The organism is Curtobacterium citri (assembly GCF_030362955.1).
GTDB classification, from domain to species: Bacteria; Actinomycetota; Actinomycetes; order Actinomycetales; family Microbacteriaceae; genus Curtobacterium; species Curtobacterium citri.
Genome location: NZ_JAUCML010000002.1, coordinates 175,964 through 188,303 on the forward strand (window position 1 = coordinate 175,964; position 12,340 = coordinate 188,303).

Sequence of the window (12,340 nt, forward strand, 5' to 3'; positions counted from 1 at the left end):
CGTCTCCCGGATCGGGGGTGGGGTTGTCCCCACCCCGTGCGCCCGTCGCGCCGTCAGACGAGGGCGGCGGCGACCGCCGGGGACTCCTCGGGCACCGACCACGGGCGGTGGGTCATCCCGCTGTCGCCCCGGAACGAGGTGACCGTGCCCGATCCGTCCCGCGCGTAGCTGATCAGCTCGTCGACGGAGCCGAAGCGGTTGCCCGATGCCATCCGGAGCGTGTCCTCGTCGACGACCTCGAGCCGCACCGGTGACTCGGTCGGCACGGGCTGCGTCGGGTCGATCGCGAGCAGCCGGTCGCCGATGCGTGCCACGTCCGTGATCCCCTCGAAGGTGGTGAACCGGCCGGTGTACCGGTCGGTGTCGACGTCGGCGGGGAGCACCGGCCCCGGGGCGTGCTCGTCGGCGGCGGCGTCGAGCAGGTGGACGATCCCGGTGGCGATCATGCCCGCGGGGCCGGTCGCACTGCTCGTCAGGACGGACACGACGAGCGACGAGGCCGGGTCGAACACCGACTGGGTGATCTGCCCGGGGAACCCGCCGGAGTGGCCGCGGACCTCGCGCCCGTTGATCCGGTCGACGACGAACCCCGCGCCGTAGCCGCGCGCCGCCGGGTCGTCGTCGAGGGCGCTCCAGGCCTTCCGCTGGGCCAGGCGCTTGGCGTGGTCGGACAGCAGCGAGCCGCGACCGGGCACGTGCTCCGAGAAGTAGCGGACCAGGTCGGACGCGGTGCCGTGGAAGCCGGTGGCGGCGGCGAGCGCGCCGGTCGTCACGTGCGGGACACGCTGACGGGTGCGGGCGTCGTGCAGGCTGGTGTAGCCGACGACGAACTCGTCCTCGCGTGCCGGGTCGAACTCCGGGCCGGTGCCGGCGAGGCCGAGCGGCTCGGTGATCGCGGTCCGGACGTGCTCGGCGTAGGACGTCCCGGTGACGGCCTCGATCACGAGCCCGAGCAGGCCGTAGCCGAGGTTCGAGTAGTTGAACGCGGAGCCCACGGGCACCTTCGCGCCGCCCTCGACGACGAGCGCGACGAGCTGGTCGGCGTCGGGGAACGGGTGGTCGAGCGCCCAGTGGTCGCCGTCGGCACCGTCGCGCACCACCCCGGCGCCCATCTCCATGAGCTCGCGGACCGTCGCGTCCGCGATCGGCGACCCGGCCTCGACCAGGACGGGTACGAACGAGCCGACCGTGTCGTCGAGCCGCAGGGCGCCGGCGTCGGCGAGCTGCAGCAGGGCGGTCGCGGTGAAGGTCTTCGAGTGCGACGCGATCCGGAACAGGTCGGTCGTGGTCAGGCGGCGACCGGCCTCCACGTCGGCGTACCCCCACGCCTCGGAGAACAGCTCCTGGCCCTCGAAGCCGATCGCGACCTGCACACCGGGCAGGCGCAACTGCCACACCTTGTAGGCGACCCACTCACGGACGTAGGGCAGGACGGACTCGTACGCGGCGCGCTTCTCCATGCCGACCAGCCTGGCACGAGCCCCGCCTCAGCCGGACAGCGCCGCGAGCCGCGCCGAACGCCGGGCCGCCTGCTCGACGGGGTCCGGCACCGGCGCCGCCTGGACGAGCCGCCTCGTGTACGGGTCCTGCGGTGCCCGGAGGATCGCGTCGCGCGGTCCCTCCTCGGCGATCCGTCCGCGATGGAGCACCACCACGCGGTCGCACAGGGTGTCGACCACCGCCAGGTCGTGCGTGACGAACAGGCAGGCGAACCCGAGGCGTTCCTGGAGCTCGCGGAAGACGTCGAGCACCCGGGCCTGCACGGACACGTCGAGCGCGCTGGTCGGTTCGTCGGCGATGAGCAGGGCGGGGTCGAGCGCGACGGCGCGGGCGATCGCCACGCGCTGCCGCTGACCGCCGCTGAGTTCGTGCGGGTACCGCTCGCGGAAGCCGCCGTCGAGCCCGACGTCCGCGAGCAGTCGCTCCACACGCGGGCCCACCTCGGCCGACGGCATCCGGAGGATCTGGCGGAGCGGTTCGGCCACCGTCTGCCCGACCGTGTACCGCGGGTTCAGGGAGCGCAGCGGGTTCTGGAAGACCACCCCGACCCGGCGACGCATCGTGTTCCGGGAGGCGCGGCGCGCGCCCGCCACGTCGGTCCCCTCCACGAGGACCGACCCGTCGGTGATCGGCGCGAGTCCGACGGCGGCGCGTCCGATCGTCGTCTTGCCGCTGCCGGACTCGCCGACCAGGCCGAGGATCTCACCACGACCGACGGTGAACGACACGTCGTCGACCGCGCGGAAGTGCCCGCGCAGGGCGCCGCCGTACTCGACCACGAGGTGCCGGACGTCGAGGACGGGCACAGCGGGTTCCGTGGCGGGGGTGGGCCGCGCCTCCAGGTTCGTGGCGCCCATCCGTGGGACGGCGGCGAGGAGTTCCCGCGTGTACTCGGCGGCCGGGTCGGCGAAGACGCCGACGGCCGTCCCGCGCTCGACGACCTCGCCCCGGCGCATCACGACCACCCGGTCGGCGATGTCGGCGACGACGCCCATGTCGTGCGTGATGAGGAGGATCGCGGTGCCGGTCCGGTCGCGGAGCGCACGGAGCACGTCGAGGACCTCCGCCTGCACGGTGACGTCGAGCGCCGTCGTCGGCTCGTCGGCGATGAGGAGGTCCGGGTCCGCGGCGAGCGCCATCGCGATCATGACGCGCTGGCACTGACCGCCCGAGAGCTCGTGCGGGTACTGCCCGAGTCGACGCTCCGGCTCCGGGACCTCCACGGCGCGGAGGAGTTCGAGCGAGCGCGCACGGACGGCCGCGCGGTCGAGGCCGCCCTCGGCGCGGCGGACGGCCTCGGCGAGCTGGAACCCGACCGTGAAGACGGGGTTCAGGGCGGCGGACGGGTCCTGGAAGATCATCGACACCCGGCGACCGCGCACCTCGCGGAGCACCTGCTCGTCGGCGCCGAGCACCTCGAGGTCCCCGATCCGGATGCTCCCGGTGGCGCGGGCCCCCTCCGGCGCGATGCCCATCGCGGTCATCGCGGTCATGCTCTTGCCCGACCCGGACTCGCCGACGACGGCCACGACCTCGCCGCGGCCGACGGTGAACGAGGCGCCGTCGACCGCGCGGACGACGTCGCCGTCCACGTCGAACGTGACGGTGAGCTGGTCGACGGTGAGGACGTCGGTCATGGGGTCTCCGGTCGGTCGGTCTCGTCGCGGGCCGCCTTGAAGGCCTCCCACTCCTCGAGCATCTTGACGTGGTACCCGCCTAGCCACTGCATGTAGTCGCGGCCGTTGCGGAGGCGTTCACGGACCTCGGCGTCCACGTCGCCGTCCGCGGTGTGGCCGCCGGACTCGACGATCGCGAGCCCGCGGCCGATGACGTCGCGCTGCCGGTCGAGGTACCGACGCTCCCCGGCGAGCCAGGACCCCCAGACGTCGGCCTCGGCGCGGAAGTAGTGGCTGCGTTCGCCCGGAACGGTGTGCCGCTTGACGAAGCCGCTGTCCGCGAGCCGCCGGGTGGCCATCGAGATCGCACCCGAGCTCGCGCCGAGCGCGAGCTGCAGGTCGGACGACGACGAGTGCGGGGCCCGGGTCATCATGAGGTAGCCGAGGACCCGCGCGTCGGTGAGCGGCGTGCCGGCGAGTTCGCTGAACATGAGCGCGAACTCCTCGACGAACGCCTGGCGCTCCGGTTCGAGGACGACGTCGTCCTGCACGTCCGTGCCCGCGGACGGGCGCTCCCCGGCGCTCATGCCTCGAGGCCGGCGGCGACCGCGGGCGACTCGGTCGGGATCGTCCACGGCTCCATGGTCATCCCGCCACCGGCACGGATCGAACGGACACCGCCGTCGGCGTCGCGGTCGTACGTGACGTCCTCGTCCACGGACCCGAACCGGTTGCCGTGGGTCATCCGGAGGGTGTCGGCGTCGACGACCTCGAGTCGGGTCGGCGCGTCGAGCGGCGCCGGTGCGGACGGGTCGATCTCGACGAGCCGGTCGCCGATGCGGGCGACGTCGGTGACGCCCCACGGGTTCGCGAAGCGCCCGGTGAAGGTCGCGGCGTCGACGTCGTCCGGGACGACCGCGTTCGGGGCGTCGTCCGCGACGGCCGCGTCGAGGAGCGTGATGATCGCGGTCGCGATGAGCGTCGCCGGCCCGGCCGCGGCGCTGGTGAGCACCGAGACGACGAGCCCGGACGCCGGGTCGAACATCGACTGCGTGATCTGCCCGGGGAAGCCGCCGGAGTGCCCGCGGATGTCCCGGCCCCCGATCCGGTCGACGACGAACCCGGCACCGTACCCGCGCTCGGCGTCGTCGGTGGCACTCCACGCCTTCCGCTGGACCAGGCGCTTCGAGTGGTCGCTGAGCAGGGTGCCCTGCCCGATGACGTGCTGGGAGAAGTACCGGACGAGGTCGGACGCGGTGCCGTGGAACCCGGTGGCGGCGGCCATCGCGCGGGTGTCGACGTGATCGATGCGCTTCCGGGTCCGGGCGGTGTGGAAGCCCGTGTACCCGACCACGAAGTCGTCGGCCCGGGCCGGGTCCCAGTCCGGGCCGGTGTTCCGCAGGCCGAGCGGCTCGGTGATCGACGCGCGGACGAAGTCGTCGTACGACTGCCCGGAGACCGCGGCGATGACGAGCCCGAGCAGGGAGTACCCGAGGTTCGAGTAGTTGAACGACGATCCGGTGGGGACCTTCTGTCCGCGGTCGAGGACGAGCGCGAGCAGTTCCTCCTCGTCCGGGAAGGGGCGCTGCAGGGACCAGTAGTCCCCGTCGTGACCGTCCCGGATGACGCCGGCGCCCATCTCCATGAGCTCGCGGACCGTCGCGTCGGCGATCGGCGACCCGCCCGCGACGAGGGCCGGGACGTGGGTGCCGACGGTGTCGTCGAGCCGGAGGTCGCCGCGCTCGACGAGCTGCAGGAGTGCCGTCGCGGTGAAGGTCTTCGAGTGCGACGCGATGCGGAACAGGTCGGTCGTGGTGAGGCGCCGTCCGGCCTCGACGTCGGCGTGGCCCCACGCCTCGTCGAACAGGACCTCGCCCCCGTGGCCGATCGCGACCTGCACGCCCGGGACCCGCAGTTGCCACACCTTGTACGACACCCACTCCCGGATGTACGGGAGGGTCTTCCGGTAAGCGTCGAGGGTGTCGGTCACGGTGGTCCTTTCGAGGAGCGGTGGGTCGAGTCTGTCGCGTCGTGCGCCGCGGCGTGTGCCGCGACGCGCTCAGCGACGTCGGGGGTCGAGCGCGGCGCGCAGGGTGTCCCCGAGCGCGATGACGGAGAGCACCGTCACCGCCAGGAACACCGCGGGCGCGACGAGCATGTGCGGTGCCCGGAGGAACTGGCTCGTCGCCGCGGACAGCTGCAGCCCCCAGGAGATGGCGGGGCTCTCGAGCCCGATGCCGAGGTAGGTGAGGGACGACTCGGACACGATGACCCCTCCGACCGTGATCGTCGCGAGGACGAGCAGCGGCGAGATCGACGCCGGCAGGACGTACCGGGTGGTGATCCGCCAGGTGGAGAGGCCCATCGTGCGGGCGGCCAGGACGAACTCGGCGTTCCGGACGCTCCGCACGCTCGAGCGGACGAGTCGGGCCATGGTCGGCCAGCCGAACAGGGCGAGGACGAGCGAGACGGTCAGTACCGACCGCTCCCCCACGCTGTTCAGGACGACGACCGCCCCGAGCAGGAACGGGAACCCGAGGAACACGTCGGTGAGCCGGGCGAGCACGGCGTCCACCCACCCGCCGACCATGCCGGCGACGGTCCCGACGACCACGGCGACGGCACCGGCGAGGACCGTGGTGAGCACGGCGACGGCGATCGACGACCGGGTTCCGTAGAGGACGTTGGCGTAGACGTCGCACCCCTGCAGGTCGAAGCCGAAGGGGTGACCGGCTGCGGCGGGCGCACCGCTCTTCCCGAGGTCGCACACGCGGGGGTCGCCGTGCCCGAAGAGGCCGGCGAAGAAGCCCGGGAAGAGCGCGACGAGCAGGACGACGGTCAGGACACCGGCCGGCAGCCAGAACCCGGGGCGCCGGACCGCGGAGCGCAGTGGTCGCCGTCGGGTGACGACGGCCTGCGGGACGGTGGCGCCGATGGCGGAGGTGGTCATGCGGAGGCTCCTGTCCGGACGCGGGGGTCGAGGGCGGCGTGCAGCAGGTCGACGAGCACGCTCGTGACGAGGAACACCAGGATGAGCGCGGTCGAGATGCCGACGACGACGGCACCCTCGTGCGACCGGATGCCCTGGAACAGCAGGTTCCCGACGCCGGGCAGGTTGAAGATGCCCTCGACGATCACCGTCCCGCCCATGAGGTACCCGAGGTCGGTGGCGAGGTACGTCGCCGTGGGGATGAGCGAGTTGCGCATGACGTGCACGCCGACGATGCGGCCGGGGGTGAGCCCCTTCGCGCGCGCCGTCCGGACGAAGTCGGCGTCGAGCGTCTCGATCATCGACGTCCGGGTCAGCCGGGACACGGCCGCCAGGCCGAAGAGCGCGATGACGAACGCGGGCAGCAGGTACGCCGTGGGCCACCCCGCGGTCGCCCCGGCGACGGGGAACCAGTGCAGCCGCACCGAGAAGACCAGCTGCAGGGCGACACCGAGCACGAAGACCGGGACGGCCCCGACGACGATCGTGCCGACCAGGACGCTCTTGTCGAGGAGGGTGCCACGGCGCAGTGCCGACACCACCCCGAGCCCGATGCCGAGCACGATCTCGATCGCCCACGCGGTGAGCGCGAGCGTGACCGTGACCGGCCAGCGCGACGCCATCTGCTCGCCGACGGACTGCCCGCTGAAGTCCGTGCCGAAGTCCCCGCGGAACAGGCCGCCGAGGTACTGCAGGTACTGCAGCCACAGCGGCTGGTCGAGGTGGTACTCGGCCCGCAGGGCGCGCACGACGGAGTCGCTGAGCGGCCGGTCGCCGCCGAGCGCCTTGATCGGGTCGCCGGGGAGCGCGAACGTCATCGCGTAGATGAGGAAGGTCACGCCGAGGAAGACGACCAGCAGGCCGCCGACCCGGCGGCCGACCGTGAGCGTGGGACGCATCACGCGCCTCCCGTCGTCGCCAGGGACGGTCGGGAGGCGCGTGGTGCGTCCGTCCCGTCGCCCACGACGTGCGCTGCGCAGGCCAGGATCGCTCCGAACTGCACGCCCACCAGCGTCGCCACCGGGATGGGCACCGCCCCCGTCCCGGCGTCTGCCTGCCAGAGCGCGTACTGCGCCGCGAGCCGGTCCCGCAGCCGCCGGAGCGGTGCGGGTGCCGTGCCGGCACCCGTCTCCGCCTCGAGCGCACGGAGCAGCATGCCGCCGTAGCGGAGCCCGAAGCACCGGACGAGGTCCTCGCAGCCGAAGCGCTCGGCGACGGTGGCCCTCCGGGCGGCCGGTTCCCGGTCGGCCCGCAGCCGGTCGGTCTCGACCATGCCGGCGAGCATCGGCACGAAGGCACGGGAGGCCTCGAGGAAGGGCGTCTCGATCGTGAGCAGGGGCGTCGCGGCGTCGAGCACGTCCTGCAGGACGACCCCCACGGCGCCGAGGTCGTCCGCGCACCGACGGAGGAGGTCCGCGTACGACTCGGCCGTCGGGGTCTGGTCGTCGGCGTCCGGGTGGCTCCAGTACGGCAGCTCGGCGACCACGCACAGCGCCCCGTGCCGCATCGCCCACGCGGCGCTGGACGCCCCGTGGATGTGCTCCGCGGGGTCGACGCCGAGCGACTCCAGGTAGTCGTACGCCCGCTCCACGCCGTCCATCGCGAACACCGCCGGGGCGAGTTCGCGCAGGAACGGTGACTCCGGCTCCCCGGTGTCGAGCGGCAGCCCGAGTGCCGCCGGGACGGCGTGCAGGGTGTCGACCACGCCGGGCAGGTCCTCGGAGAGGTAGTAGTAGACGCCGCCCATCTCGCCGTTGTGCAGCGACACGAGCAGGTCGGGCTCGGTGTCGTCGATGAGCCGCATGAACGCGAGCGTCTCCGGCAGCACCTGGTCGAAGTACACCGACCCGTGGCTGTTCGGGAAGGTCCACTCGACCTGGCTGTCCGGCGCCGGCCGGTAGAAGTGCCGCGCGTAGTGCACCCGGTCGTACGGGTCGTCGAACCACGCCTCGTTCAGGCGCATGCCGTCGGGGTCGATCGTGGGGACGACGTGCCACGTGACGTCGAGCTCCTCCGTCCCGCCCGCCAGCAGCCAGGTCGCCAGGTGCAGCGCCGTCCACGACCCGATCGGCTCGTTCGGGTGCACGCCGCCGACGACGACGGCGGCGTGCGACCCGGACCCGATCCGGTAGCTGTGGAGCGGCTCCCCGAGACGGCTGGTGCCGATCCGGGTGACCGTGACCTGCCCGGGGTGCGCCGCGGCGAGCGCGGCGAACCGGGCGTGCAGGTCGTCGACGAGCGGGAAGCCGTCGCGGTCGGGGACCTCGGTGACGAGACGGAGGACGGTGCGCTGGTCCATGCGGTGCGGATCGCTTCCTGCGGCTACTGGACGGTGATGGCCTGGACCACCGGGCTGCCGTCGACGGCGGGGAGCGAGGCGATCTTGTCGCTCACGACGTAGGAGTACTTGTCGAAGAAGGTCGGCACGACCGGGAAGTCCCGCAGCACGGCCTCCTGCGTCTGCGCGTAGTACTCGTTCGCCTCGTCCTGCGACCCCGCGGAGTCGGCCTTCGCGAGCAGCGAGTCGACCTCGTCCGACTGGTAGTAGCCGGTGCACGGCGCGCAGCCGCCCGCACTGGTGAACAGCGCCCGGAGGGTGTTCTGCTGGCTGGCGTACAGCGCACCCCAGTGCCCGAAGTGCGGTCCCTCGATCTTCTTGTCGGTCAGCTCCGAGTAGTACGACGCCCAGTCGGTGGTCGCCTTCGCCTCGGTGTCGACGCCGAGGTTCTGCCGGATCTGGTTCGCGTACGCCTGGTAGAGCGAGTCGAGGCCGTTGCCGCCGGGGTAGACGAGGGTGATCGAGCCGTCGAACCCGCCGGCCTTCGCCAGGAGCGCCTTCGCCTTCGACGGCGAGAACTCGCAGGCCTCGCCGCAGATGCCCTCCTGCGTGCCGGACATGCCCGGCGGGGTGAGCGCGGTGGCCGGCTCGTACAGGCCGCCGTAGATGGCCTGGTTGACCTGCTTCCGGTTGATCGACATGGAGATGGCCCGTCGGACGTCGGGGTCGGCGTACCGCTCGTCCCACAGCGGGAAGCCGAGGTAGTCGATGCCCGGGGCGTCGAAGGAGTGCAGGCGGTCCCCGAAGTCACCGGAGGCGCTGGTCATCTTGTCGGTCGGCAGGAACAGCACGTCGGCGTTGCCGGCGAGCACGTCGGTGTACGCGGTGTTCATGTCGGCGTAGCTCTTGAAGGTGACGTCCTCCGTCTTCGCCTTCGTGCCCTCGTAGCCCGACCACGCCGTGACGGTGAACGGCTGGTTCGCCGTCCACTTCTCGGTCATCTCGTACGGGCCGTTGCCGATCGGCTTCGCGTCGTAGGCCTTCAGGTCGCTGTACGCGGCCTCGGGCATCGGGTAGAACGCGGTCTGCGCCTGGCTGAGCTGGAGCGGGAACTGGCTGTCCGCGTGGGTGAGCGTCACCGTGAAGGTGTCCTTGCCCGTCACCTTCAGTCCCGACATCTCCTTCGTCTTCGGGGTGCCCGAGGCGGGGTTGAGGTCCGAGTAGCCGACGATCGCGGCGAGCTGCCCGCTGTTCTCCCAGGCGTTCGGGCCGTACGCGGTGTGGTTCCAGGCCTTGACGTAGCTCTCGGGCGTGACGGCCTCGCCGTTCTGGAACGTCCAGCCGTCGCGGAGCGTGATCGTCCAGGTGGTGGCGTCGCTCGACTCGACGCTCTTCGCGGCGACGTCGTGCAGTTCGCCCTTCGCGTCCGTCTCGGTGAGCGGCGCGAACAGGCTCATCGTCTGGGTGAAGGCCACCGTCTGGCGGCCCGGGGTCAGGTGGTCGGGCTCGCCGGTCGCGTAGACCAGGCTCCCGCCGGAGCCGCCCTGGGCGTCCCCGTTCCCGTTCCCGGTGGCCGAACAGCCGGTGGCCACCAGCGCCAGCGTGGCCGCTGCGGCCACCGCCGCGATCGTCCTGCGTCGCATCTTGAACTCCTCGAGTCGAAGCGCGTCCGGTTCGGGCCCGGTCGTCGTGGTCGAGACGGTAGGGGCCGCGCAAACCCGAGCACAAGGTTCCTTTCACTGATCTCTGAAACCTTTACCGCCCGGAAACGAGCCGGAAACGACACCCGTCGCGAAGGCGGGCGACCTGTGCCACGCTCGTCGCATGCGCCACACACCCCGCTTCCTGATGACCGACGTCGCCGAGGTGCGGCGCGTGGTCGCCGAGAACCCGTGGGCGACGATCGTGTCCCACACCGCGGCCGGGATCGTCGCGTCGCACTACCCGGTGCTCCTCGAGACGCCCGGCCCCGACGACGACCCGGACGCGATCGTGCTCGTCTCGCACGTCGGCCGCCCCGACGAGGTCGCGCACGAGCTCGGGCAGCACGAGGTCCTCGTCGTGTTCCAGGGGCCGCACGGCTACGTCTCCCCCGCGTGGTACCCGCCGGAGCAGTTCGTCCCGACGTGGAACCACGTGACCGCGCACCTGTGGGGCACGCCGGAGATCCTGTCCGACGAGGAGAACTTCCGCGTGCTCGGCGAGCTCGTCGACCACTTCGAGCGTGTCATGCCCGAGCCGGTCTCGCTCGAGGTCGACGAGGAGACCGCCCGACGGGTGGCGAAGGGCACCGTGGGGATCCGCATCCGGGTCACCCGCTCCGACGCCCGCGCCAAGCTCTCGCAGAACAAGGCACCCGAGGTGGTCGAGCGCATCGTCGCGGGTCTGCGCGGGGACGGCCCCTACGCGTCGCCGGCGCTCGCCGACGAGATGGACCGCGTGCGCGCGGAGAGCCGGGAGGCACGATGAGCGACCTCCTGCTGCGTTCCGTCCGGCGGGTGGGAACGTCCGGTGCCCCGTCCGACGTGCGGATCGTCGACGGACGGGTCACTGCGATCGCGCCCGCCGGCACCCTCGTCGCAGCTGACGTCGAGGTCGTCGAGGCGGACGGCGCGTGGCTCGGCCCCGGGCTCGTCGACCACCACGTCCACTTCGACCAGTGGGCCCTCGTCCGCCGTCGCGTCGACGTGTCCGGCTGCGACTCGGCGGAAGCAACCGCCGACCTGCTCGCCGGGGCGGCGCGTACCGCCGTGCCGGACGGCGGTCCGGCCGCGACGATCGTCGGTCACGGCTACCGGGACGGGCTCTGGCCCCGCCCCGCGCGACGCGAGCTGCTCGACCGGGCCGCGCCGGGCCTCCCGGCCGTCGTCATCAGCGGTGACCTGCACGCCGTCTGGTGCAACGCGATCGCCCTCGAGCGGTTCTCGGCGGAGGTGGGCCGCCCGCTCGTGGCGGGCGACGACGGGGTGCTGCGCGAGCAGGACGCGTTCGACGTGACGGCCGCGCTCTCCCGCGTGCCCGACGACGTGCTCGACGGCTACGTGTCCGACGCCGTCGACGCTGCCACGGCGCGCGGCGTGACCCGTGTCGTCGACCTGGAGATGCGGTCCGGCCTCGACCGCTGGACCCGACGGTTGCGAGCCGGCACCGACGGACTCCGGGTCGCGTGCGGCGTGTACCCGCACGAGCTCGAGGACGCGATCGCCCGTGGACTCCGCACCGGCGCGGTCGTCGACGGCACCGGCGGACTGCTGTCGACCGGTCCGTTCAAGGTGATCACCGACGGGTCGCTCGGTACCCGGACCGCGGCGATGGCCTCCGGCGACGGCGTCCTGGCCTACGCGTTCGACGAGCTCGTGGCGATGGTCCGCCGGGCGGTCGACGCCGGGCTCGTCCCGGCCGTGCACGCGATCGGTGACCGGGCGAACACGCTCGCACTCGACGTGTTCGAGGCCGTCGGCGCGCGCGGGTCGATCGAGCACGCGCAGCTGCTCGACGGCGCCGACCTCGACCGGTTCGCCCGGCTCGGGGTCGCCGCGTCCGTCCAGCCCGAGCACGCGATGGACGACCGCGACATCGCCGACCGGCACTGGGCGGGCGAGACGGACCGGGCCTTCCCGTTCGCCGCGCTCGAGCGGGCCGGCGCCGAACTGCGGCTCGGCTCGGACGCGCCCGTCGCGCCGCTCGACCCGTGGGTGTCGATGGCGGCCGCGGTCGGACGGGACCGGGACGGCCGCGAGCCGTGGCACCCCGAGCAGCGGATGTCGGCGCTCGCCGCGTGGAGGGGGTCCACCGACGGCCGGGTCTCGGTCGCGGTCGGTGACGCCGCGGACCTCGTGCTGCTGCCGCTGGACCCGCTGGCGGTCGCCGTGTCCGAGCCGTCGGACGTGCTGCGAACGATGCCGGTGCTCGCGACGGCCGTCGCCGGGCGGTTCACGCACCGCTCGGTGTGACGCG

General features: G+C 72.7%; 10 protein-coding genes. 2 read left to right on the forward strand and 8 right to left on the reverse strand.

Going from position 1 to position 12,340, the window contains the following annotated elements; all coding sequences use genetic code 11:
- Positions 1 to 53 precede the first annotated feature (53 nt).
- The 8 genes from QUG92_RS03295 to QUG92_RS03330 form a co-directional block, all read right to left on the reverse strand.
- A complete protein-coding gene (locus tag QUG92_RS03295) occupies positions 54 to 1,460 on the reverse strand; it encodes a serine hydrolase domain-containing protein (protein WP_289457653.1) in 1,407 nt (468 codons plus the stop codon).
- Positions 1,461 to 1,487: 27 nt separating this feature from the next.
- Positions 1,488 to 3,137 (reverse strand): ABC transporter ATP-binding protein, encoded by a 1,650-nt coding sequence (locus QUG92_RS03300; protein ID WP_289457654.1) that lies wholly within the window; start codon positions 3,135 to 3,137, stop codon positions 1,488 to 1,490.
- A complete protein-coding gene (locus tag QUG92_RS03305; protein ID WP_289457655.1) occupies positions 3,134 to 3,703 on the reverse strand; it encodes a GbsR/MarR family transcriptional regulator in 570 nt (189 codons plus the stop codon). The genes QUG92_RS03300 and QUG92_RS03305 overlap by 4 nt, the downstream gene beginning before the upstream one ends.
- Positions 3,700 to 5,106, reverse strand: a complete 1,407-nt coding sequence (locus tag QUG92_RS03310) for a serine hydrolase (RefSeq protein ID WP_289457656.1) — start codon at positions 5,104 to 5,106, stop codon at positions 3,700 to 3,702. Before QUG92_RS03310 ends, QUG92_RS03305 begins: the two co-directional genes overlap by 4 nt.
- Positions 5,107 to 5,175: 69 nt before the next feature.
- Entirely contained in the window at positions 5,176 to 6,066 is an 891-nt protein-coding gene (locus QUG92_RS03315; protein WP_069711533.1) for an ABC transporter permease, read from the reverse strand.
- The gene (locus QUG92_RS03320; RefSeq protein ID WP_069711534.1) at positions 6,063 to 7,004 is read right to left on the reverse strand and encodes an ABC transporter permease; all 942 of its coding nucleotides are present in this window, start codon (positions 7,002 to 7,004) and stop codon (positions 6,063 to 6,065) included. Before QUG92_RS03320 ends, QUG92_RS03315 begins: the two co-directional genes overlap by 4 nt.
- Positions 7,004 to 8,404: a M14 family zinc carboxypeptidase gene (locus QUG92_RS03325; protein WP_289457657.1), complete on the reverse strand. Its 1,401-nt coding sequence runs from the start codon at positions 8,402 to 8,404 to the stop codon at positions 7,004 to 7,006. The genes QUG92_RS03320 and QUG92_RS03325 overlap by 1 nt, the downstream gene beginning before the upstream one ends.
- 23 nt (positions 8,405 to 8,427) lie before the next feature.
- A complete protein-coding gene (locus QUG92_RS03330; RefSeq protein ID WP_289457658.1) occupies positions 8,428 to 10,026 on the reverse strand; it encodes a peptide ABC transporter substrate-binding protein in 1,599 nt (532 codons plus the stop codon).
- A 181-nt stretch (positions 10,027 to 10,207) separates the two neighbouring features.
- Here QUG92_RS03330 and QUG92_RS03335 point away from each other — a divergent pair, with 181 nt between their 5' ends.
- Positions 10,208 to 10,852, forward strand: a complete 645-nt coding sequence (locus QUG92_RS03335; RefSeq protein WP_289457659.1) for an FMN-binding negative transcriptional regulator — start codon at positions 10,208 to 10,210, stop codon at positions 10,850 to 10,852.
- Positions 10,849 to 12,336 carry an amidohydrolase gene (locus QUG92_RS03340; RefSeq protein ID WP_289457660.1) on the forward strand — a complete coding sequence of 496 codons (1,488 nt, stop codon included), beginning with the start codon at positions 10,849 to 10,851 and terminating at the stop codon, positions 12,334 to 12,336. Before QUG92_RS03335 ends, QUG92_RS03340 begins: the two co-directional genes overlap by 4 nt.
- Positions 12,337 to 12,340: the final 4 nt, after the last annotated feature.